Annotated in this window: 20 protein-coding genes; 10 read left to right on the top strand and 10 right to left on the bottom strand. The window is 73.9% G+C overall.

Annotated features, from left to right (window positions below; genetic code table 11):
- Nucleotides 1-1,293, bottom strand: a 1,293-nt coding sequence (locus tag IEZ12_RS23220; protein ID WP_189274276.1) for a lipase family protein, incomplete at its 3' end; no start/stop codon positions are given.
- 171 nt (nt 1,294-1,464) lie between these two features.
- Here IEZ12_RS23220 and IEZ12_RS23225 point away from each other — a divergent pair.
- A complete protein-coding gene (locus IEZ12_RS23225; RefSeq protein ID WP_229847843.1) occupies nt 1,465-2,742 on the top strand; it encodes a PucR family transcriptional regulator in 1,278 nt (425 codons plus the stop codon).
- A 51-nt stretch (nt 2,743-2,793) separates the two neighbouring features.
- Here the strand turns inward: IEZ12_RS23225 and IEZ12_RS23230 are convergent, their stop codons facing one another.
- A complete protein-coding gene (locus IEZ12_RS23230) occupies nt 2,794-3,423 on the bottom strand; it encodes a LysE family translocator (protein WP_189274278.1) in 630 nt (209 codons plus the stop codon).
- 121 nt (nt 3,424-3,544) lie between these two features.
- Here IEZ12_RS23230 and IEZ12_RS23235 point away from each other — a divergent pair, with 121 nt between their 5' ends.
- The gene (locus tag IEZ12_RS23235; RefSeq protein ID WP_043910985.1) at nt 3,545-4,006 is read left to right on the top strand and encodes an Lrp/AsnC family transcriptional regulator; all 462 of its coding nucleotides are present in this window, start codon (nt 3,545-3,547) and stop codon (nt 4,004-4,006) included.
- 6 nt (nt 4,007-4,012) lie between these two features.
- Here the strand turns inward: IEZ12_RS23235 and IEZ12_RS23240 are convergent, their stop codons facing one another.
- Nucleotides 4,013-4,336: an antibiotic biosynthesis monooxygenase family protein gene (locus tag IEZ12_RS23240; RefSeq protein WP_100587769.1), complete on the bottom strand. Its 324-nt coding sequence runs from the start codon at nt 4,334-4,336 to the stop codon at nt 4,013-4,015.
- Between the two features lie 182 nt (nt 4,337-4,518).
- Here IEZ12_RS23240 and IEZ12_RS23245 point away from each other — a divergent pair, with 182 nt between their 5' ends.
- Nucleotides 4,519-4,776: a metallothionein gene (locus IEZ12_RS23245; RefSeq protein WP_043910983.1), complete on the top strand. Its 258-nt coding sequence runs from the start codon at nt 4,519-4,521 to the stop codon at nt 4,774-4,776.
- Between the two features lie 76 nt (nt 4,777-4,852).
- Here the strand turns inward: IEZ12_RS23245 and IEZ12_RS23250 are convergent, their stop codons facing one another.
- The 3 genes from IEZ12_RS23250 to IEZ12_RS23260 form a co-directional block, all read right to left on the bottom strand.
- Complete coding sequence (locus tag IEZ12_RS23250) at nt 4,853-6,085, bottom strand: cytochrome P450 (RefSeq protein ID WP_189274280.1); 1,233 nt, start codon at nt 6,083-6,085, stop codon at nt 4,853-4,855.
- Nucleotides 6,086-6,175: 90 nt separating this feature from the next.
- A complete protein-coding gene (locus tag IEZ12_RS23255; protein ID WP_189274281.1) occupies nt 6,176-7,129 on the bottom strand; it encodes an EI24 domain-containing protein in 954 nt (317 codons plus the stop codon).
- Nucleotides 7,130-7,150: 21 nt separating this feature from the next.
- Nucleotides 7,151-8,428, bottom strand: a complete 1,278-nt coding sequence (locus IEZ12_RS23260) for an MFS transporter (RefSeq protein WP_189274283.1) — start codon at nt 8,426-8,428, stop codon at nt 7,151-7,153.
- A gap of 193 nt (nt 8,429-8,621) precedes the next feature.
- Here IEZ12_RS23260 and IEZ12_RS23265 point away from each other — a divergent pair, with 193 nt between their 5' ends.
- Together IEZ12_RS23265 and IEZ12_RS23270 are read left to right on the top strand one after the other, a co-directional pair.
- A complete protein-coding gene (locus tag IEZ12_RS23265) occupies nt 8,622-9,911 on the top strand; it encodes a cytochrome P450 family protein (RefSeq protein ID WP_229847846.1) in 1,290 nt (429 codons plus the stop codon).
- Nucleotides 9,912-9,947: 36 nt separating this feature from the next.
- Nucleotides 9,948-11,033, top strand: coding sequence for a DUF5937 family protein (locus IEZ12_RS23270; RefSeq protein ID WP_189274285.1), 1,086 nt, complete (start codon nt 9,948-9,950; stop codon nt 11,031-11,033).
- An 8-nt stretch (nt 11,034-11,041) separates the two neighbouring features.
- Here the strand turns inward: IEZ12_RS23270 and IEZ12_RS23275 are convergent, their stop codons facing one another.
- The gene (locus IEZ12_RS23275; RefSeq protein WP_189274287.1) at nt 11,042-12,001 is read right to left on the bottom strand and encodes a TIGR00730 family Rossman fold protein; all 960 of its coding nucleotides are present in this window, start codon (nt 11,999-12,001) and stop codon (nt 11,042-11,044) included.
- Nucleotides 12,002-12,054: 53 nt separating this feature from the next.
- On the opposite strand from IEZ12_RS23275, the gene IEZ12_RS23280 reads away from it, so the two are divergent.
- Together IEZ12_RS23280 and IEZ12_RS23285 are read left to right on the top strand one after the other, a co-directional pair.
- Nucleotides 12,055-12,642, top strand: coding sequence for a TetR/AcrR family transcriptional regulator (locus tag IEZ12_RS23280; RefSeq protein ID WP_189274289.1), 588 nt, complete (start codon nt 12,055-12,057; stop codon nt 12,640-12,642).
- 122 nt (nt 12,643-12,764) lie between these two features.
- A complete protein-coding gene (locus IEZ12_RS23285; RefSeq protein WP_189274291.1) occupies nt 12,765-13,220 on the top strand; it encodes a nucleoside deaminase in 456 nt (151 codons plus the stop codon).
- A 12-nt stretch (nt 13,221-13,232) separates the two neighbouring features.
- On the opposite strand, the gene IEZ12_RS23290 is transcribed toward IEZ12_RS23285, so the two are convergent.
- From IEZ12_RS23290 to IEZ12_RS23300, 3 genes are all read right to left on the bottom strand, one after another.
- Nucleotides 13,233-13,376 carry a hypothetical protein gene (locus IEZ12_RS23290; protein ID WP_189274293.1) on the bottom strand — a complete coding sequence of 48 codons (144 nt, stop codon included), beginning with the start codon at nt 13,374-13,376 and terminating at the stop codon, nt 13,233-13,235.
- A 177-nt stretch (nt 13,377-13,553) separates the two neighbouring features.
- Nucleotides 13,554-16,001: a hypothetical protein gene (locus IEZ12_RS23295; RefSeq protein WP_189274295.1), complete on the bottom strand. Its 2,448-nt coding sequence runs from the start codon at nt 15,999-16,001 to the stop codon at nt 13,554-13,556.
- 242 nt (nt 16,002-16,243) lie between these two features.
- Nucleotides 16,244-17,704: a lipase maturation factor family protein gene (locus tag IEZ12_RS23300; protein WP_189274297.1), complete on the bottom strand. Its 1,461-nt coding sequence runs from the start codon at nt 17,702-17,704 to the stop codon at nt 16,244-16,246.
- A 233-nt stretch (nt 17,705-17,937) separates the two neighbouring features.
- Between IEZ12_RS23300 and IEZ12_RS23305 the strand changes: the two genes are divergently transcribed.
- The 3 genes from IEZ12_RS23305 to IEZ12_RS23315 all read left to right on the top strand — a co-directional run bounded on the left by IEZ12_RS23305 (nt 17,938) and on the right by IEZ12_RS23315 (nt 20,845).
- Nucleotides 17,938-18,900: an EamA family transporter gene (locus tag IEZ12_RS23305; RefSeq protein WP_189274299.1), complete on the top strand. Its 963-nt coding sequence runs from the start codon at nt 17,938-17,940 to the stop codon at nt 18,898-18,900.
- Nucleotides 18,901-19,062: 162 nt separating this feature from the next.
- On the top strand, nt 19,063-20,148 hold the full coding sequence (locus IEZ12_RS23310; protein ID WP_189274320.1) for a sugar ABC transporter substrate-binding protein: 1,086 nt from the start codon (nt 19,063-19,065) through the stop codon (nt 20,146-20,148).
- Between the two features lie 190 nt (nt 20,149-20,338).
- A complete protein-coding gene (locus tag IEZ12_RS23315; RefSeq protein WP_189274322.1) occupies nt 20,339-20,845 on the top strand; it encodes a hypothetical protein in 507 nt (168 codons plus the stop codon).
- The last annotated feature ends 1 nt before the right edge of the window (nt 20,846 follow it).

The following is a 20,846-nucleotide window of genomic DNA, read 5'->3' on the forward strand; positions in this document are numbered from 1 at the left end:
GCCGGCCGGGATGCGGCCGCAGTCGCTGGGCGCGCTCTTCCCGGCGAACCGGTCGTTCAGGTAGGCGACCGCGGTGGGCGCCCAGGGGACGGCGGCGCCGAGGTGGCTGAGCAGGTCGTACTGCTGGTACGCGATCCGGCCGTTGCCGGTGGCGCAGTACTGCCGGGCCAGCGCGCGGACGTCGCCGGCCACCATCACGCCGTCGCCGGTGCCGATGCCGGGCAGGTTGCTGTACGTGCCCTCCAGCACGCCGGCATTGCCCTGGGCGAGGTAGCCGGGGACGGTGGGGGTGGCGGCCGAACCGAGGTTGACCTTGTTGACGGCGGCCAGGAACGGGGGGACGGAGTTCGGGTCGCCGTACTCCGGCCTCGCGAGCTTCTTCCAGGTCAGCCCGGGGTACTGGCCGAGCGCGTTGACGATCGAGGCGTTCTGCATCTTCGCGTACACCTGCTTGCCGTAGTCGCTCAGGTACGGCGTCAGGTCGAGGTCGTAGGCGCGGGCCACGCCGATGATCGCCATCGGGATGACGCCCGGCCAGACCACCCCGCCGTCCACGTACTTGAGGTTGTGCGCGGGGTCGACCAGCAGGCCGCCCTCGGCGAAGCCGACCAGGCGGCGGTTGACGTCCGGCGCGTAGCCGGGGGCGAGGGCGGCGGCCCAGTTGGTGGCGATCGCGCCGCCGGAGTAGCCGAGCAGGCCGAACCGGGTGTTCGCGTCCATGCCGGTCGCCCCGGAGGCGGAAGCGGCGCGGATCGAGTCCAGCGTGGTGGTGCCGTACTCGGGCCCGGCGGCGAAGTCGGCGCTCTGGCCCTCGGTGTCGGGGATCACCACGTCGTAGCCCTGGAGCAGGAACGGCACCACGAACAGCGCCTCCGCGTTGGGGATCGCCCCGCCCAGCGTGAGGCCGCCGGCGATCGCCCGGGACGGGCCGTCGGCCGGGTTCAGCGAGTCGTAGAACGACTGGTACGACACCGCCCTCGACCCGTCGCTGCCCAGGCCCCGCACCACCGTGGTCACCCCGGCGGACGGGCGGCCCTGCGCGTCGGTGGTGCGGAACAGCAGCTGCACGGCCTGCACCGGGGTCGGTATGCCCAGCAGGTGGTACGCCAGGGTGCGGGTCTTCAGCACGGTGCCGGGGGCCAGCGAGGACAGCGGGGTGCTGCCGTCGTAGGTGTAGAACCCGTCGGTGGCCGCCGCGGCGGGGGCCGCGACGGCGGTGACGGTGGGGGCCGCGGTGGCGAGAGCGGCGGCGGCGAGGGCGGTGGCGATCGTCCGGGCGACGGCTCGGTACATGGCTCTCCCGTTTCTGACGGTGTCCGACTGGGGGCCGGAGGCGCGACCTGATGGGGGCGAGTGGGGGATCGCGCGAGTTACCTACGGGTAGGTAACCTCCGGGGAAACCATCATGAACGCGTCGCCCCGCCACGTCGCCGGGCCGCTGCACAGAGATTCGCGAGGTGGATTGTGACCGCGCCCAACGTCCGACTCTCCGCCCCCGAACCAGAGTTCGGCGGCACCCCGGCCCACCTGCGGCTGCTCGCCCTGACCCCCGGGCTCGCCGTCGAAGTGATGACCCGACTGCTGGACCGCCTCCCGGCCTACCACGCACTGCCGCCCGAGCAGCTCCGCGGCGAGATCACCCGTCAGGTCGAGCGCGGCATCCGGGCGTTCGTCGACGTCCTGCGCACCGGGCAGCTGCCCGGCGAGGACGAACTCGACCGGATCCGCGAGTCGTCCGCCCGGCGGGCCGACGAAGGCGTCCCGCTGGAATCCGTGGTCGGCGCCTACCACCTCGGCGCGCAACTGTGCGCCGCCCGCCTGCTCGCCGAGGCCTCCCCCGCCGACCTGCCCGACATCGCCACCGCGCAGGACCGTCTGCTCGGCTGGCTACGGGCCGTCAGCTGCGCCGTCGCCACCGGCTACGTCCAGGAACGGCAGGCCGCGCTCGGCGACGAACAGGTCGCCCGGCAGGCCCTGCTGTCCCGCCTGTTGGAGGGCGGCGACCCGCGCACCGCCGCCGACCGGGCCGGCATCCGGCTGCCCGCCCGCTACGTCGTGCTCTCGCTCGCGATCGGCCCGCACCCCGACGAGGCCCGCCCCGGCGTCAACCGCTCGGTCGTCGCCCGACGAAAACTCCGCCGCCTGCGCGCCGAGCTGGAGCGCCGCCACCCGGACGGCGTCCCGCTGGCCGCGCTGGCCGACGACGGGGGGACGATCCTGCTGCCCTCCGACGCCTTCGAACGGGACGTGCTCACCGCGCTGGTCGAGCGCCTGGCCAGGGCGTGCGGCGCGCCGCTGGTCGTCGGCGCGACCACCGCTGCGCCCTCGGCGGTGGCCGACGCCGTCCAACTGGCCACCGAGGTCCGGCAGATCGCCGACGCGACCGGCCGCGGGCCCGGGCTCCACCTGCTCGACGACGTCCTGCTCGCCCACCAGCTCAGCCGCCCCGGACCGGCCCGCGACGCGCTCGCCGCGATCCTCGCGCCCCTCACCGACCGCCCCGAACTCCTCGAAACCCTCCGCACCTTCCTCAGCTGTGGCCTCGACCGCCGCCGCACCGCCGCCCGCCTCCTGGTCCACCCCAACACCGTCGACTACCGCCTCCGCCGCACCGCCGCCCTCACCGGCCTCGACACCGTCCGCGGCCCCGACCTCCTCACCCTTCACGCCGCCCTCACCGCCCACGAGACGAGCACCGCGCACGCCACGACCCGGAAGGACCACGACGAGGGGAGGCGGTGACGGCGCCGCGCGCGAGCGAGGTGCAGAACACCGACGGACCCCCGAGGGGCGTCAGGCGGCCGCGGTCACTCCGGCCACGGCGAGGAGCAGGACGGCCGAGATCGCGGACAGGCGGCGGGCCGCGGTGGGGGTGGTGGTGAGGCGGGTGGCGAGGCGGGCGGTGGTGAGGGCCACGGCGGTGTAGATGGCGGCGCAGCACAGGACGTTGACGGCGCCGAGGGCGGTGACCTGGGCGGCGACGGGGAGGGTGGTGCCGGGGGTGACGAACTGGGGGACGAGGGAGAGGTAGAGGAGCAGGCCCTTGGGGTTGAGCAGGGCGGTGAGCAGGGATTGGCGCAGGACCACGGAGGTGGGCTGCGGGCGGGCCGCGGTGAGGGCGTCGACGGGGCCGCCGCGGCGCAGGGTGAGCAGCATGGTGACGGCCAGGAAGGCCAGGTAGCCCGCGCCGGCCAGGCGCAGCGCGGGGAGCAGGGCGGGCAGCGCCCGCAGCGCGGCGGCGAGGCCCGCGGCGGAGAGCAGGGTGTGCACGGCGTAGCCGGCGCAGACGCCGGCGACGGCGGTGAGGGCGGCGGTCCGGCCCTGGCCGAGGCCGCGGGCGGCGATGTAGAGCCAGTCCGGTCCGGGGGTGCAGACCAGCAGCAGGTCCACGCCGAGGAAGAGCAACAGGGCGTGCGGGTCCATGGCACCTTCGGTTTCGGGTTCGAGGGGGTCGGGGCGACGTCCTGGACGCTATCCGTCCGACGCTGGCAGCCGATGTCCCGTTTTCGCTGGTCAGCCCCCTCGTGGGGCAGAATGTTGCGCCATGGACCGCCTCGACCGCAGAATCCTCCACGAGCTCCAGCAGGACGGCCGGCTCACCAACGCCGAACTCGCCGACCGGGTGGGGCTGACGCCGTCGCCGTGTCTGCGCCGGGTGCGTCAGCTGGAGCAGCAGGGCGTGATCCGCGGGTACCGCGCGCAGCTCGATCCGGTGGCGGTCGAGCGCGGGTTCCAGCCGTTCGTGACGGTGGTGATGCGGCACGAGGACCGGTCGACCGTCGCCGAGTTCGAGCGTCGGGTCGCGGAGTTGCCGGAGGTGGTGGAGGCGCACCGGCTGTTCGGCGACCCCGACTACCTGCTGCGGGTCGCGGTCGCGGACCTGGCCGCGTACGAGCGCTTCGTCACCGATGTGCTGTCCGGCCTGCCGGGCATCGCGCAGGTGCACTCGCACCTGACGATGAAGCAGGTGAAGGCCGACGCGGGCATCCCAGTGCAGCGCGGCTGACAGGGGTCAGTCGCCGGGGAGCTGGTCCATCCGGCGCAGCGAGTGGTAGTGCGCCACGGTCGGCGGGTGTTCGAGTTCGTGGAGTTCGCCCTCGGACCAGACCGGGCGGATCTTCCACATCGGGCCGGCGTAGGCGCGCAGGGCCTCCTCGTCGCGCCAGCGGGTGATCATCTGGACCCGGTGGTCGCCGTCGGCCAGGGCTCGCAGGAGTTCGCCGCCGAGGAAGCCGTCCCACTGGTCGAATTCGGGCAGGACGATCGAGGCGAGCCGGGCGCAGAAGTCCTCGACCCGGAGTGGGGAGACCTGGGCCTCCCAAATTCGAATGATCATCTCGGCCTCCTCGACTGAACCCGGCCTTTCTGACCATTATCGGACCTGACCGTGTTCCGACAGCTCGGCCCGGTCCGGGGCCGCCCGCACCCACCGGGATCCGTTCGGACCGCCGCCGATTGCCGCCGGTGCGGTGCGGGCCAAGACTCGGCGGTGGACCCGTACGGCGAGAGGAGCCCGACATGGCGGTCTGCGTGGTGTGCCAGAACGACTACTGGCTTTCCTTCGAGGTCAAGACGATCACCGGAGACACCTACGTCTTCGACAGTTTCGAGTGCGCGATGGAGAAGCTGGCGCCGCGCTGCGAGCAGTGCACGGTACGGATCGTCGGCCACGGCGTCGAGGTCGCCGGCCGGTTCTTCTGCGGCGCGCACTGCGCCCGGACGAACAGCGTGCTCGGCGCCGAGGTCCGCGACGCGGTGGGCGCCCACCCGTCCTGACCTGCGACGTCCGGGTGCGGAGGGGCGGCCGCCCCCGAGGCGGTCGCCCCTCCGCGCTGTCCCGGGCGGGAGCGGCTCAGAAGGTGAACCGCAGCGCGCGGACCCGGTGGTCGAAGGACGACGGGACGAGTTCCGGCTCGGCGGTGGAGCGGATCTCCGGCAGCCGGGTGAGCAGTTCGCGCAGCATGGTGCGCATCTCCTGGCGGGCCAGGTGCGCGCCCAGGCAGAAGTGCGGGCCGCCGCCGCCGAAACCCAGGTGCGGGTTGGGCGAGCGGGTGATGTCGAAGGCGTCCGCACGGTCGAACACCGCCTCGTCGCGGTTGGCGGAGCCGTAGAACAGCACCACCTTGTCGCCGGCCGCGAGCCGGATCCCGGACAGCTTGTGGTCGACGGCGACGGTGCGGCGGAACTGCACGATCGGCGTCGAGTGGCGGACGATCTCCTCCACCGCGCCGCCCAGGTGCGCGTCCGGGTCGCCGAGCAGCAGCGCCCGCTGCTCGGGATGGACGGTCAGCAGGTGCAGGCCGTGGGCGAGCGCGTTGCGGGTGGTCTCGACGCCGGCGACCAGCAGCAGGGAGAAGAACGCGCCCAGTTCGCGGGAGCCCAGCCGGCGGCCGTCCACGTCGGCGGTGACCAGGGCGGAGATCAGGTCGCCGGTCGGGCGGCGGCGGCGCTCCCGGCCCAGCGCGGCCACCGTCAGGTGCATCGCGGCCAGCGCGTGCAGCCCGCGGCCGGGCACCCGCAGCCCGCGCCGGGTGACGCCCGCCGACGCGGACGCCCGGTTGATCCGGGCCAGGATGTTGCGGCGCTGCTCCTCGGGGATGCCCATCATCGAGCAGATCACCTGGTACGGGAGCTCCCCGGCGACGGCGGCGACGAAGTCGGTGGGGCGTTCGCGCTCCAGCCGGTCCACCAGGCGGGCGGCCGTGCGCGCGATGTCCTGCTCGACCTCGGCGAGCAGCCGGGGCGTGAACGCCCGGCCGACCACCCGGCGCAGGTCGGCGTGCCGGGGGTCGTCCAGGTTGACCATCGAGTCGCCGAACACCGCCCGCACCCAGCGGGCGGGCTCCGGCGAGGTCACCCCCGGCCCGGAGAGGTACACCTCGGGCGACCGGCTGGCGGTCATCACGTCGGCGTGCCGGACCAGCGCCCAGCACCGCCGCCCCGTCGCCCGGTCGGTGAAGGCCACCGGCCCCGGGCGTTCCCGCAGCCGGGCGAACGCCTCGGCGCGCAGCTTCTCGGGGAGCCGCCAGAACGCGGGGTCGCCGAGGTCAATGCCGCGCGGGGCGGCGTCCACGGATACGGGCATGGGGACGTTATCGCGCAGTCGGTGACTCTGCGTCAAATCCTCGTCAACGCTCGGTGAAGGTTCCGGGCACCTCCGGCGCGGGTCCCCGGGTCAGGGCTGCTGGTACGGGTTCGCCTGCGGCTGCTGGTACGGGTTCGCGTAGGGCTGCTGGTAGGGGTTCGCGTGCGGCTGCTGGTAGGGGTTCTGCGGGTACGGGTTCGGCGGGTACGGGTGGGCCGGATGGCCGTCCGCCGACGGGTGTGCGCCGTTCGGGTCGTCGTCGAGGCCGCCGTCGGGGCCGTCGGACGGCGTTTCCCCGGCGGGCTCCTCGTGCGGGGCGATCTCGCGGGCCAGCAGCGTCGCGCCGGCCACCGCGCCCGGCATCGCCAGGACGGTCAGCACCGGGATCAGGAACAGCAGCACCAGTCCGGCGCCGAAGCCGACCGCCATCGACGTCCGGGAGCGCAGCAGACGCAGCCGCTGCTTCTGGGCCAGGCCGCGCTTCTGCAGCGGCGTGCCGGTCAGTTCGACGGTCAGGAAGAAGCCGGAGACGCAGATCCCGATCACCGGGACCACGGTCTGGCCGACCACCGGGATGAACCCGCAGAGGAACAGCAGGACGCCGAAGCCGGCGGCGCGCAGCAGCACCGCGAGGCTGTCCTTGGCGCCGGTCCACAGTTCGCGCCACAGCGGCAGGTCGGGGCCCTGCGGGCCGCCGCCCTCGGTCTCCTCGACCTTCGCCGACAGCGACTCGTAGAACGGCTCGCCGATCAGCAGCGTCACCGCCGTGAAGGTCAGCATCGCCAGCAGTCCGCCGATGCCGACGGCGGCCGCGCCGACCGCCACCCGGACGGTGTCCCGCCACGGCTCGGACCAGTGGTCGGCGAACGGTGTCGCCCAGGCCGCCAGGTCGCCCGCGTAGACGATCAGCACGGCCAGGACGGCCAGGTAGCCGACCAGGGTGATCAGCGCCGGGATCAGCCCGAAGCCCCACCAGCGGCCGTGCCGCGCCACCCACCGCTGCCCGTTGAACAGGAATCGCAGTCCCGCCCCGAAATCTCGCATTCCCGCACCTTAAAGGAACCGTCAACTCGCCCGGACACCCGGCCGGTTCCGATCCTCCGCCGGCCCGACCGCCGCCGACCCGGCCACCGTCCGTCCAGCGGGGACCGACCCGGTCGCGGTTCGTCCGACGGCCGCCGACGCGCCGAGGGTGGCGGCGGCGAGGGCGCCCCACAGGGCGAGCGGGCCGACGGCGGCGAGGGCGGTGATCACGGCCGGGGAGACGGCCAGGCCGAGGCCGGTGGAGAGCTGGAAGCGGGCCAGCGCGCGGCCCAGCACCGGCGGCGGAGCCAGCGCGGTGACCAGCGCGGTGGCGCTGCCCGCGTAGAGGATCTCGCCGAGCGTGCACGGCACCGAGACCAGGGCCACCGCGAGCGGCCCGAACGGCGCCGCCAGCAGGAAGCCCAGGTAGCTCGCGGCCAGCACCACACCGGACAGCGCCAGCACCGTCCCGCGCGACCAGCGGGCCGCCGCCCAGCCGGTGAGCGGCAGTTGGAGGGCCACCACCAGCACCGTGTTGAGCACGAACACCGCGGCCGGCCAGGCCGGGGAGGCGTGCAGCACCGTCACCAGGACGAGGGGCAGCGCCACTTCGGGCACGTTCAGGCAGAAGACGTACACCACGTTCGCCAGCAGGACGGTGCCCAGGGCGCGCCCGGTCGCCGTCGCCGCGCGCTCGGCCGTCCGGCCGGACGGGGCGGCCGTCACCCGCACCGAGCGGGCCAGCAGGGCCGCCGCCAGGAATCCGGCGCCCGAGACCGCCGCGAGCGCCCGCAGCGCGGGGGCGCCGCCGCTCAGGCAGACCGTCGCCAGCAGCGCGCCCGCCCCGAGGCCCGCGTTGCGCACGGCCCGGCCGGCGGCGAGCGCGGCGTCCCGCAGCCGGTCCTCGGCGACGGTGGCGACCAGCGCCGCGTGCGCGGCGGGCCAGGCCTGGTTGCCGACGCCCAGGATCAGCGCCGCCGCCGCGAACAGCACCGCGCTCCCGCGCGGCGCGGCCAGCAGCACCACGACGCCGGCCACCCGCACCAGCATCGACGCGGCCACCGCCGTGCTGCGCGCGCCCCGGTCCAGCCAGCGCCCCAGCGGCGGCATGGCGGCCAGCCCGGCGACGATCCCCACCGTCATCGCCAGGCCGGTGGCGGCCGCGCCGAGTCCGAGCACCGTGATCCCGTACAGCAGCAGGAACGGCCGCAGCAGCCCGGTGCCGAGGGCGTCCACCGCCAGCGCCACCGCGTAGCGCGCGCCGCCGACGGCCCGGACGAGTTGACGGGGCGTCGGGCGGGGCGTGGTGATCGTTGTCATGCGGCCCACCGTGGAGGCCGGGCCGGGCCGCGGTCACGCCGGTTGACGTTCCCCGTCAATCGGGGAAGGGCGGCCGGGGCACGCCGGGGGCGCGCGGGGGCGCGGAGATGCGCCCTCGACGGGTGACGGGCGGCGGGCCATCCTCGACGAGTGCGCGGATCGCCCGTGCGCCTCGATCCGTGAAGGAGCCCTCGTGGAGCGTCAGTCGGAGAACGGGCCGACCTCGCTGAACCGTCCGTTGAAGTGCCCGGTCGACCACTCGCTGCTCGTCCTCGACCCGACCGGGCGGGACCGCGACGCCGAGAGCGCCGAGCTGATCGCCCGCGGGCCCGCCACACCGGCCGACATCCTCGGCGTGCAGGTGTGGGCCGTCTCCGACCCCGACGTGCTGGAGGACCTGCTCAGGGACCCGCGGGTGTCCAAGGACGGCAGGCAGCACTGGCCCGACTACGAGGCGGTCGCGGCCGGCTGGGCGCTGACCCTGTGGCTGACAGCCCGCAACATGTTCTCCGCGTACGGCGAGCGCCACCGCCGGCTGCGCCGCATGGTGAGCTCGGCCTTCACGCCGCGCCAGGTCGCCGCGCTGGGCGACGCCATCGAGGAGATGACGACCACGCTGCTCGACGCGGCCGCCGCCGCGGGCGCCGACGGCACGGCGGTGGACCTGCGGGAGCACCTGGCCCGCCCGCTGCCGATCCTGGTCATCGCCCGGCTGCTCGGGCTGCCGGACGAGCTGCGCGACGGCTTCCGCCACCACGTCGACGGGGTCTTCGACACCACCCGCACCCCGGAGGAGTCCGAGGCCAACAACGCGGCGTTCTTCGCGATGATCGCGACGCTGGTCGCCCTCAAGCGCGAGCAGCCCGGCGACGACATGACCTCGCTGCTGATCGCCGCCCGCGACACCGAGGGCGACGGCAGCGCCCTCACCGAGGAGGAACTGCTCGGCACCGTCGTGCTGATCGTCTCCGCCGGCTTCGAGACCACCGTCAACCTGATCGACAACGCCATCACCCTGCTGCTCACCCACCCCGACCAGCTCGACCTGGTGCGCACCGGCAAGGCGGGCTGGGACGACGCGGTCGAGGAGGCGCTGCGCCGGGAGGCGCCGGTGGCGCACCTGCCGCTGCGGTTCGCCCTGGAGGACATCGAGCTGCCGGGCGGCGTGACCGTCCGCGCGGGCGAGGCGATCCTGGCCTCCTACGCGGCCGCCGGCCGCCACCCCGCGCGGCACGGCGACACCGGCGCGGTCTTCGACGTCACCCGGGCGGTCAAGGACCACCTCGCCTTCGGCTACGGCCCGCACTTCTGCCTCGGCGCACCACTGGCCCGGCTGGAGGCCCGCACGGCGCTGAGCGCGCTGTTCGAGCGGTTCCCCCGTCTGGCGCTCGACCCGGCCGCGACGCTGGAGCCGGTCGACTCGCTGATCTCCAACGGGCACCGCACCGTGCCCGTCCTACTGGCGGGTCCGGCGCAGCCCTGACCCCGGATGTGTCGGCCGGGCGGGGAGGATGGGCAGGTGACCCTGCGCATCGACCTGACCGGGACGCCGCCGGAGCGGATCCGGTTCGCCGTCTCCCCGCTCGCCGAACTCACCGCGATGCTGCACGTGCTGGCCTCGCCCGAGCACCATCCGCCGTACGCCGGGTGGGCGGCCGGCGTGCGGGCGGGCCTGCGCCCGGAACTCGCGGACCGGCTGCACGAGGCCGAGTTCCTGTGGCGCTCCTCCCGCGCCGACTTCCTGGTGCCCGCCCGGCCCCGGGCGACCCTCGCCGCCGAACTCGACGACCTCGACCGGATCGACGACGACCGGTACGTCCGGGCCGCGCTGATCACCACCTGCGGCTCCAACCGCCTCACCTTCGTCGGCGGTTCGCCCCTGCACGACCCGGACGCCCGCACCGACGCGCTCGACCGCGCGCAGGCCCGCGGCCCGCGGCAGGAGGCGTTCGCCGCCCGGCTGCTGGCCGACCCGCGGGCCGTCCGGGCCCGGGTCCGGGACACCCTGGAGCAGTGCGCAAAGGCGTTCTTCGACGCCGAGTGGCCGGCCCTGGCCGCCCGGCTCGGCCAGGACGTCCGGGCCAAGGCCGAGCTGACCCGCCGCCAGGGCCTGCCCGCCGCGCTCGCCGAAGTGTCCGCGGCCGTCGCCCTCACCCCCGACGGCGGCTCGCTCGTCCTCGACAAGCTCCAGGACAACAGCACCGCCGCCGGCGCCGCGGGCGTCACCTTCCTGCCCAGCGTCTTCGGCCACCCCCACCTGGTCGCCGTCCACGCCCCGGGCTGGCAGCCCGTCGTCCAGTACCCGGCGGCCGGCGGGGAGCACGCCGCCACCGTCCCGCTGGACGCCGTCCGGCTGCGCCTCGACGCCCTCGCCCACCCCGTGCGGCTGCGTCTGGTCCGCAGCCTGGCCCGCGGCCCGCACACCACCTCCGAGCTCGCCCGCGCCTGGGACCTCACCGCGCCCGAGGTCTCCCGGCACCTCGCGGTGCTGCGCCGCGCCGGTCTGCTCACCGCCCACCGGCGCGGCCGCTACGTCCACCACGGTCTCGACCTCACCGTCACCGCGGCGCTCGGCGCCGACCTGCTCGCCGCGGTGCTGCGCTGAGCGGCGGGCTACCGGGCCAGGTCGAGCCGGGCCATCAGCTCCCGCAGCGCGGGGGCGCACCGGTCGCTGTCGGCGGCGGTGATCCAGGCGAGCTCCGCGATCTCCGCGCCCGGGGTGGGCGCGCCTTCGGCGGGGCCGGTGTAGCACCGCATGCGCAGCCGGACGCCGGGGCGGCCGTGGGCCGGGGCCTCGACCGTGTGGGCGTGGGCGAGGTCCTCGGGAGCGCAGGTCAGTCCGAGTTCCTCGCCCAACTCCCTGGCCAGCGCCCGGGCCGGGGTCTCACCGGGTTCGAGCTTGCCGCCGGGGAGGTAGAAGGCGTCCTTGCCGTGGGTGCGGACGGCCAGCAGACGCCGGTCGCGGACGCAGATCCAGCCCACGGAGTCCAGCACCGGCTGGTCCGCCGCCGGGGCGGTCTCCCACTTGGGCGTGGGCGGCCGCCAGCGCTCGATGGCGTCGAGCAGGGCGTCGGGGTCCGTCTCGGCGATCAGGTTCCGTAGGGCGGGGCGGACGAAACCGGTGTCGACCAGGTAGTCGGCGAGCCCGGTCAGGGGCTGCCAGAATCCGGGCGGGCCGAGCAGGGCGACGGGCTTGGCGTGGAGTCCGAGCTGCTGCCAGGTCCACGCCTCGAACAGTTCCTCCAGGGTGCCGGTGCCGCCCGGGAGCGCGACGAACGCGTCGGCGGCCCCGGCCATCGCGGCCTTGCGCCGGTGCATGTCCTCCACCACCTGCAGGCGGGTCAGGCCGCGGTGGGCGATCTCCTTGTCCACCAGGGCCTTCGGCATGACGCCGACCACCTCGCCGCCGGCGGCCAGCGCGGCGTCGGCCAGCGCGCCCATCAGTCCGACCCGGCCGCCTCCGTAGACGATGCCGATGCCTCTGCGGGCCAGCGCGGTGCCCAGTGCGGCGGCCAGGGCGGCGTACTCGGTGCGGGTGCCGGCAGCGGATCCGGCAAAGACTGCGAAGCGCATCAATCCTCCAAATGCGACGCGACGTCGCGTCGCATTATGGCAGGCTGGACCCCATGACCACCTCCCGCCCCACCTCCTCTCCCCCGTCCGCACCGCCCAAGGGGCCCCGGAGCCGCGAGCGGGTGCTCGACGCCACGCTCGCCCTGCTCGGCGAGGCCGGGTACGCACGACTGACCGTCGAAGGCGTGGCGAGCGCCTCGGGCGTGCACAAGAGCACCCTGTACCGCTGGTGGCCCGACAAGGCGGCCCTGGTCGCGGACGCCCTGGCCTCCCGCATGGACACCGGCCCGGTGCCGGACACCGGCAACACCCGCGACGACCTGACCACCTGGCTGCGCGGCACCATCGCCAACTACACCGCCACCCCCGCCGGCGCGACGATGCCCGCCCTGATCGCCGACCTCTCCGGCCGCCCCGGCGCCCTGGAGGCCTTCCGATCGGCCTTCCTCACCGAACGCCGGGCCAACTGCGCCGCCGTGATCCGCCGCGGCCTCGACCGCGGCGACCTGCCCGCCGACACCGATGTCGAACTGTTCATGGACGCCCTGGCCGGAGCGGTCTTCTACCGCCGGCTCGTCACCGGGCTCCCCATCGACGACGGGCTCCCCGAGCGCCTCGTCCGCATCCTCGGCCTGTCCTGACCAGCCGTCGATTCTCGGTTACGGCCATCTCGCTCCGAACACTCGATCGAGCGAAGTGCGCGCTGGGCGCGGTGTACGTGCGCGGGAGCGGGTAGACCGGTCGCGGACTGAGGAGGTGGCCGGTGACGGTTTCGACGGAGCAGGCACAGGAGTGGCTGACGGTCGCGGTGGCGGAGGCGCGGCTCGGGCTGGCCGAGGGCGGGATCCCGATCGGGGCCGCGCTGTTCGGCGTGGACGGCGAGTTGCTCGGCCGCGGCCACAACCGCCGCGTCCAGGACGGCGATCCGTCGATGCACGCGGAGACCGCCGCCTTCCGCGCCGCCGGCCGCCTGCGCGGCTACCGGGACACGGTGATGGTCACCACGCTCTCCCCATGCTGGTACTGCTCGGGCCTGGTGCGGCAGTTCGGCATCGGACACGTGGTCATCGGCGAATCCACCACCTTCACCGGCGGCCACCACTGGCTCGCCGAACACGGCACCGGAATCACCCTGCTGGACGACCCCGAGTGCGTACGTCTGATGACGGACTTCATCGCCGCCCGCCCCGACCTCTGGCAGGAGGACATCGGCGCATGACCCGCGACGCGCTCAGAAACTCCGCACGATGAACCACACCGCAACGATCGCGCGACCGACGCCCTCGTGTGCCTTCTCGCCGATGACGTTGCCGGCGATGCCGACCAGCGGCGCGCCAAAGACGATCAGAACAATGCCGATCACGTGGTTCACCATGGCCGCACTCCCCCCGGAGGTTCACTCCCGCAGTGATCCGGAAGCAAGATCGTAAATCCGCGCCGCCCGAGCAGGAAGGCGAACATCCACGGCCCTGCGCCCACCCCCCGAACGACCGTGCCCGCCGCTGCGCGAGATCGCACAACGACGGGCACGGGTTTGCTTCTTGACGCTGTATCAGCTCCGCACGGAGGCGACGGCCGCTCCCAGCGCCTCCTTGATGCGCGGCCCGAGCCGAGCGAACCCGAGCTCCTTCATCGCCGCCCGAAGCAGCTCGTCGTCACTCCGCTCGGTCCCGTCCGCGTCGAACCACGCCACCAGCGCGACCAGTTCCTCCGCGGAGTAGCCGGTGATCGGCTTACCGGGGGTCAACTCCGGCTTGACGGGCGCCGCGTCGGCAAGGGGCTCCGCCTCGGGCTCGGCGGCAGGCTCATCGACGACCTCGGCCACAGGCTCGACGGCGGGCTCCGCCTCGACCTCGACGGCGGGCTCCGCCTCGACCTCGACGGCGGGCTCCGCCTCGACCTCGACGACCGACTCGGCAACGACGTCCGCGACCGGCTCCGCCTCGGCGGCAACCTCCGGCTCGGCGACGACCTCGACGGCGGGCTCCGCCTCGACCTCGACCTCGACGACCGACTCGGCAGTGACGTCCGCGACCGGCTCCGGCTCGACCTCGGCCGCGACCACAGGCTCCTCGATGACCTCAGCCTCAGCCTCGGCGACGACGTCCGCGACCGGCTCCGGCTCGACCTCGACAACCGACTCGGCCTCGGGCCCCGCGGCAACCTCGGCCTCAGCTTCGGCGACAACCTCAGCCTCGACAACGGTCTCCGCGACCGGCTCGGCCTCGACCTCGGGCTCCGCAGCAGCCTCGGCGACGACGTCCGCAACCGGCTCCGGCTCCGGCTCGGCCTCGGCGACAACCTCCGCCGAAGCCTCAGTCACCGCCTCGACCTCGGCGTCGTCCTGCTCGACCTCGACCTCGGCCTCCGTCTCGACGGCAGCCTCAACAACTGTCTCCGGCTCGACCTCGACAGCCGGCTCCTCGACCGCCGGCTTCTCGGCGACCTCGGCAACTGGCTCAACAATCGCCTCAGCGACCGGCTCCGGCTCGACCTCCACGGCCGACTCGGCCTCGGCGGCAGCCTGCTCGGCAGCCAGCTCGACCTCGGGCTCCGCTACGACCTCCGGCTCGGCAACGGCTTCCACCGCCAGCTCAGCCTCAACCGCAGCGGCAGGTTCCTCGACGACCTCAGCGACCGGCTCAACAACCGCCTCGACCTCAGCGACCGCGGCCGACTCCGGCTCGACCTCAACGACCGACTCGGCGACAGCCTCCACGGCCGCCTCCGACTCGACCTCGGCGTCAGCCTGCTCGGCGACCGGCTCGGCCTCGGGCTCCGCAACGACCTCAGCCCCGGCCTCGGCGACAGCCTCCGGCTCGACCTCGACCGCCACCGCAGCAACCTCGGCGTCCTCTTCGGCGACAACCTCTGCCGAAGCCTCAGTCACCGCCTCGACCTCGACCTCGGCGCCAGCCTGCTCGACCTCGGCCTCGGCCGCCGTCTCGCCAGCAGCCTCAACAACCGCCTCCGGCTCAACCTCGGCAGCCGGCTCCTCAACCGCAGCCTCGGCCTCGACGGCCGTCTCGGCCGGGCTCTCCTCCGTCGCCTGTCGCGGCCCCGCCGCCAGTGCCGCGCGGGCGGACTGGTGACGGTCGTAGGCGGCCAGCGCAGTGTCCTTGTCGGCCTGACGCTCCGTCAGCTCCTCCAGCAGCTCCGGCAGCCCCTGCTCGGCGAGTTCGAGGCGGAGCTGACGGAGGGTGGAGAGACGGTAGAGGGTGCCTTCGTCGGCGGCCAGGCGGTCGACGAGGTCGGCGAGTTCGGGCAGCGGGAGGGAGTCGAGGGCGCGCTCGGGGAGCAGCCGGGTGAGCGAGCGGACGGCGTCGGCGAGCGATTCGACGACGTTCGAGGTCTCGGTCAGCAGGGCCCCGTCCACGGGCACGGAGGGTCGCGAGGAGCCCGCCGCGGCGTCGGCCGCGAGGGCCAGCCAGTCGCGGTGGGCCACCGCCGCGGCGACCAGCGCGGCGTGCAGCTCGGCACGGCCGGGGGCGCGGGTGCCGGCGGGGGTGAGGGCGCGGGCCTGGCTGCGGAGGGCGCGGCGCCGGGCCCAGCCGAGCTTGATGCCCTCGTACTTGCGGTAGCCGCTGGTGCCGGTGGCGGCGGCGAGCTCGGACAGGTCGTGCTGGTAGGCCTCGGTACGGAGGACGGCGGAGGTGGCGTGGACGCGCTGGAGCAGGTCGAGCAGGGTGGTGAGGCCGCCGAGGGTGTCGGGGATGCGCAGGCCGGCCTTGTCGGCGATGGCGTTGGCGGCCTTGCCGACGGCGCGGGTGTCGCGGCTGCGGAGTTCGGCGAGGACGGTGGACGCGGCGCGGGCGTCCTCGGGGCCCTTGAGGGTGTCGGCGGCTTCCAGCCAGGGGTTGGTCTCTTGGTTGAGTGTGAAGCCGCCCTGGTCGGCGAACCGGCCGAGCTCCTCACGGGTGCTCTGGCGGGTCTCGCCGTCCGTCGCGGACGCGGTCTCGGACGCGGCGTCGTCGGCGTCGTTCAGGGTGCGCACTGTCATGTGAAGTCCGGTTCGTGGCGTGTGGCGGGCAGGGGCGCGGGTGGGGTGGTTGCGGCGGCGGTGGCGTCGCGGGAGGCCAGAATACGGGTGCGCGTTCGACGCTTGCACGCACCTGACCCCGTGAATTGCCGGGCCGCGCCGGACCGGTGGCGGCGGGCCCGGGCCCGGTCGCGTGGTCCGTACGGTAGGGATCGGCACCGACAGTACGCCCTTCCCGGGTGGCGGGCGGGAGTTGGGTCGGATCACCGGCGGGCTCCGGGCGCTCCGGGGGCCAGGTGGCGCAGTTCGGCGAGGCCGACGGGGCGCTGGTAGTCGCGCAGCGGGGTGCGGTGCCACCAGGCACCGGTGTCGCGCAGTTCGGGGCCGGTGGTGAAGCGGTAGCGGTACAGGCGGGCGCGGACGAGTGCGGGCGGAGCGTCGGGGAACGGGTTGCGGCGCAGCAGCCGCAGGGTGTCGGGGTCGTTGACGAGAAGCCGGGCGAGCAGCGGCAGGAACCAGCCGCGGGCGTAGGCGGGCGAGATCGCGGCGAACCACATCAGCCAGTCCAGGCGGAGGTGGTAGGGCGCGAACTGCCTTGGCAGTCGCCGCGGTTCGCCGGGCTTGCCGCGAAAGTGGTACTCCTGCCAGCCGTGGACGCCGTCCTGGTCGTGAGTGCCTTCGAGGACGATCTCGTGGCGCACCCGGTTGACGGAGCCGAATGCGCCGTAGGTGTTGACGAGGTGGAGCGGGTCGAAGGAGCGGTTCATCTGCTGCCGGGGGGAGAGCAGGTTGCGGACGGGCTGCCAGGAGCGGATCAGCACGAGCAGCGTGTAGGCAGCCACCAGGGCCTGGTACCAGGCGGGTTGGGCGGGGTAGTGCGGGTCGGGGGCGATCGGCAGGACGCGGCGCAGGGTGCCGGTGTCGAGGGCGCCGAGGGCGAGGGCGACGGTGAGCCAGTTCAGCCAGGCGAAGTTGCCGGAGGCGATCAGCCACAGCTGGGTGGCGACCATCAGCAGGGCGGCGTCCGAGGCGATCGGCTGCGGGAGGAACAGGCCGAACGGGACGACGAGTTGGACGAAGTGGTTGGCTGCGGCCTCGGCCTTGTGCAGGGGCCGGGGCAGGTGGTGGAAGTACCAGCTGAGCGGGCCGGGCATGGGCTGGGTCTCGTGGTGGTGGTAGAGGCAGGTGAGCTTGCGCCAGCAGGCGTCGCCGCGCCATTTGATCAGTCCGGCGCCGAACTCGACGCGGAACAGCAGCCAGCGCAGCAGCCACATGCCGAGGACGGGTGGCGCGGTGTCGGCGTTGCCGAGGAACACGGCGAGGGCGCCGGCTTCCAGCAGCAGGGATTCCCACCCGAAGGCGTACCAGGTCTGCCCGACGTTGACGATCGACAGGTAGAGCGCCCAGGCGAGCGCCCAGAGGGCCATCGCGGCGGCGAGCGGAACCCGGTCGGCGAGGCCGGCGAGCAGGGCGGCGGCAAGCGCGGCGCCGGTCCAGGCGACGGCGGCGTAGAGGCGGTCGCTGTAGTGCCAGTGGAACAGGCTCGGGGCGTGCCGCAGCGGGACGCGGGCGACGAAGCGCGGGATCGGGAGCAGGCCGCGGGTGCCGAGCAGGGCGCGGAACTGGCGTGCGGCGGCGACGAATCCGCACAGGTAGACGAGGGCGAGCAGGCGCAGGAACAGCTCGCGGGCGAGCCGGTACTCGGGGGCGGCGAACCATGCCATGCGGCCGCTCCTCGGGTCGGCTGCGCTCGGGCCGCCACCATGCCTACCATCCGCGGCGGCCGGGGCGGGGCCGGTTGGGGGTGCGGTGGTGCGCCGGTTCATCCGGTCGGCCCTGCCCGGCGTGCGGGATCGGGCTTCTGCCCGTATCGGCCGGTGAAACCCCCTGCCGGTCGCGGGCGGAGTGTGGTGTCATTCCGCCGAACCCCTGTCAGGAGCAAGAGAAGGAGACGCCCATGTCCGCCACCTCTCCGCAGTCCGCCGCCGAACCCGACTGTCCGCCCGCCGACGGCTCGCCCGGCCCCGGCGGCCGCCCGGCCGGGCTGGGGGCGGCGGTCTGGGCGGCGCTCGGCATCGTGTACGTGGTGTGGGGGTCGACCTATCTGGCGATCCGGGTGGTGGTGGAGACCATGCCGTCGCTGCTGTCCGGCGCGCTGCGGTTCGCCGCCGCCGGGCTGCTGCTGGCGGTGGGGCTGGCGGCCCGTCGCGGGATCGGGGTGCTGCGGGTGACGTGGCGTCAGTTCGCCTCCGCCGCACTGGTGGGCGTGCTGCTGCTGACCGGCGGCAACGGCATGGTGGTGCTCGCGGAGAAGACCGTCCCGTCGGGGCTGGCGGCGCTGATGGTGGCGAGCGTGCCGCTGTGGGTGGTGCTGCTGCGCCGGGCGTTCGGGACCAGGACCGACCCGGCCACGCTGGCGGGCGTGCTGCTCGGCCTGGTGGGCCTGGCGGTGCTGACCGCGCCGGGCCTGACCGGCCAGGTGGGGCTGACCGGCCTGGTGCTGGTGGTCATCGGCGCGGTGGTGTGGGCACTCGGCTCGGTGCTGGCCGGCCGACTGCCGCTGCCGGCCGACCCGTTCGTGGCGAGCGTGTACGAGATGCTGGCGGGTGCGGTGGGCGCGCTCGCGCTGTCGTTCCTGCGGGGCGAGCCGGGCGACTTCGATCCGGCGGCGGTGTCCACGGCGTCCTGGGTGGGGCTGGGGTACCTGGTGGTGTTCGGCTCCATCGTCGCGTTCACGTCTTATGCCTGGCTGTTGCAGCGCGCACCGCTGCCGCTGGTCGCCACCTACGCGTACGTCAACCCGGTGGTGGCCGTGTTCCTCGGCTGGCTGCTCCTCTCCGAAGCCCTGACCTGGCCGATCATGCTCGGCGGCGCGATAGTCGTCGGCGGGGTGTTCCTGGTGGCCCGCAACGCCCGCTGAACGCGGCGCGGACCGACCCTGCCTGATGCCTTCAAGAAGGTAACGACTTGCCTCACCCTCCCCGGGCGATGATTTACTTCTTGACGACACATGACGGGTGGGCTTGACTCCCCTTCACTCTCGCCGCAAGGACGCGGCGCTCTCAGGGAGGCACCACCCACCATGAATTCGATGACGCGTCGACTCGTCATCGGCACGGCCGCCGTGTCGATGACGCTGTCGCTTGCCGCCTGCGGGGGCGGCAAGAACACGTCCTCGGGCAACCAGGCGATCGGCCTGCTGCTGCCCGAACGCGCTTCCTCCACCCGGTACGAGGCGTTCGACAAGCCACTGATCGAGACCGCCGTCAGCGGCCTGTGCACCAAGTGCACCGTCGACTACGCCAACGCCGACGGCGACGAGAAGGCGCAGAAGCAGCAGTTCGACGCGCTGCTCGCCCGCGGCGTCAAGGTGATCCTGCTCGACCCGGTGAACGCCGCCGTCACCGCGCCGTGGGTGGACGAGGCCACCAAGAAGGGCACCAAGGTCATCGCGTACGACCGGCTGGCCGCCGGCAACGTCGCCGCGTACATCTCCTTCGACAACAAGCGCACCGGCGAACTGCAGGGCCAGGCCCTGCTGGACGCGCTCGGCGGCCGGGCGGCCGGCGCCGAGATCGTGATGATCAACGGCGCGGAGACCGACCCGAACGCCGCCGACTTCAAGGCCGGCGCGCACCACGCGCTGGACGGCAAGGTCAAGCGGGTCGCCTACGAGCAGTCCGGCGAGTGGAAGCCCGAGGTGGCCGCCGCCAAGGTCGGCGAGGCGATCAACAAGCTCGGGAAGAACGGCTTCCAGGCCGTCTACTCCGCCAACGACGGCATGGCCGGCGCGATCATCGACGAGCTGCACAAGGCCGGACGCACCGACGTCCCGGTCGGCGGGCAGGACGCCTCGCTGGACGCCGTCCGCCGGGTCCTCACCGGCGAGCAGGCCTACACCATCTACAAGCCGTACCAGCCGGAGGCCGAGGCCGCCGCCAACATGGCGGTCTACCTGGTCAAGGGCATCGACGTCACCTCGGTGGCCTCCACCATCACCGACTCGAACGGCAGCCAGATCCCGTCCATGCTGCTCAGCCCGGTGGTCGTCACCAAGGCGAAGGTCGCCGAGACCATCGTCGCGGCCGGCCTGTACAAGGCCGAGGAGATCTGCACCCCGCAGTACGCGCAGGCTTGCCGGGCCGCGAACATACCCGGCGCCTACTGACCGGGACGGGCCGCGCGACTCCGCTGTGCGGGGGTGTCGCGCGGCCCGCTCCCGTTCGGCCCGTTCTCCGGGGGGCGGCCCCGGCGGCGGCCGCGAGGTCACAGGACGGCGGCGAACCGGGGGCCCGGTACCCAAGCGTCCGTTCGCCGTGGTCCACTGGGCACCTTGCCGAGCGAGGGGAGCGTGCGACATGATCCTGGACCTTGACCTGCAGACCGACTACTTCCGGGCTGCCGACGAGACGGCCGTGCGAACGGTGATGGCCGACAAGGAGGCGAAGCCCGCGGAGGCGTTCGAATCCGTGCGGGCCAAGCGGATCGATCCGACCACCGTGCTGCGCCGACTGGTGGCCGCCGTGGAGACCAAGGAGTTCGAGGCCGGCGGCGCGCCGGACCGTTCGATCTGGCCGACCGGGCCGCAGCCCTGGGTGACGGAGGAGGGGTCGATCACCGAGGTCGACCGGGAGGACCCGTGGATGACCGGGCCCTGGGTGGTGGAACTGCCCGACGAGACCCGCGACATCCTCGCCACCATCGAGCGCAAGCGGCTGCCCGAACTCGCCGCCCGCTGGGCCCGCGCCGAGGAGCTCCGGCCGCTGGCGACCGCCGAACTCGTCCAGCTGATCCACCGCCTGGGCGTCCTGGCCCGCCGCGCCCAGAAGGCCCAGCAGCACCTGTACTGCGCCCTCTCCGGCTGAC

The organism is Kitasatospora griseola, from assembly GCF_014648555.1.
GTDB classification, from domain to species: Bacteria; Actinomycetota; Actinomycetes; order Streptomycetales; family Streptomycetaceae; genus Kitasatospora; species Kitasatospora griseola.

Excerpts from the sequence above, each read along its gene's own strand:
- IEZ12_RS23230 (WP_189274278.1), bottom strand. The coding sequence starts at position 3,423 with ATGGACCCGCACGCCCTGTTGCTCTTCCTCGGCGTGGACCTGCTGCTG.
- IEZ12_RS23245 (WP_043910983.1), top strand. The coding sequence starts at position 4,519 with ATGGCGGTCTGCGTGGTGTGCCAGAACGACTACTGGCTTTCCTTCGAG.
- IEZ12_RS23260 (WP_189274283.1), bottom strand. The coding sequence starts at position 8,428 with ATGACAACGATCACCACGCCCCGCCCGACGCCCCGTCAACTCGTCCGG.
- IEZ12_RS23250 (WP_189274280.1), bottom strand. The coding sequence starts at position 6,085 with ATGCCCGTATCCGTGGACGCCGCCCCGCGCGGCATTGACCTCGGCGAC.
- IEZ12_RS23275 (WP_189274287.1), bottom strand. The coding sequence starts at position 12,001 with ATGCGCTTCGCAGTCTTTGCCGGATCCGCTGCCGGCACCCGCACCGAG.
- IEZ12_RS23290 (WP_189274293.1), bottom strand. The coding sequence starts at position 13,376 with ATGGTGAACCACGTGATCGGCATTGTTCTGATCGTCTTTGGCGCGCCG.
- IEZ12_RS23255 (WP_189274281.1), bottom strand. The coding sequence starts at position 7,129 with ATGCGAGATTTCGGGGCGGGACTGCGATTCCTGTTCAACGGGCAGCGG.
- IEZ12_RS23295 (WP_189274295.1), bottom strand. The coding sequence starts at position 16,001 with ATGACAGTGCGCACCCTGAACGACGCCGACGACGCCGCGTCCGAGACC.
- IEZ12_RS23240 (WP_100587769.1), bottom strand. The coding sequence starts at position 4,336 with ATGATCATTCGAATTTGGGAGGCCCAGGTCTCCCCACTCCGGGTCGAG.
- IEZ12_RS23305 (WP_189274299.1), top strand. The coding sequence starts at position 17,938 with ATGTCCGCCACCTCTCCGCAGTCCGCCGCCGAACCCGACTGTCCGCCC.
- IEZ12_RS23310 (WP_189274320.1), top strand. The coding sequence starts at position 19,063 with ATGAATTCGATGACGCGTCGACTCGTCATCGGCACGGCCGCCGTGTCG.
- IEZ12_RS23280 (WP_189274289.1), top strand. The coding sequence starts at position 12,055 with ATGACCACCTCCCGCCCCACCTCCTCTCCCCCGTCCGCACCGCCCAAG.
- IEZ12_RS23315 (WP_189274322.1), top strand. The coding sequence starts at position 20,339 with ATGATCCTGGACCTTGACCTGCAGACCGACTACTTCCGGGCTGCCGAC.
- IEZ12_RS23235 (WP_043910985.1), top strand. The coding sequence starts at position 3,545 with ATGGACCGCCTCGACCGCAGAATCCTCCACGAGCTCCAGCAGGACGGC.
- IEZ12_RS23300 (WP_189274297.1), bottom strand. The coding sequence starts at position 17,704 with ATGGCATGGTTCGCCGCCCCCGAGTACCGGCTCGCCCGCGAGCTGTTC.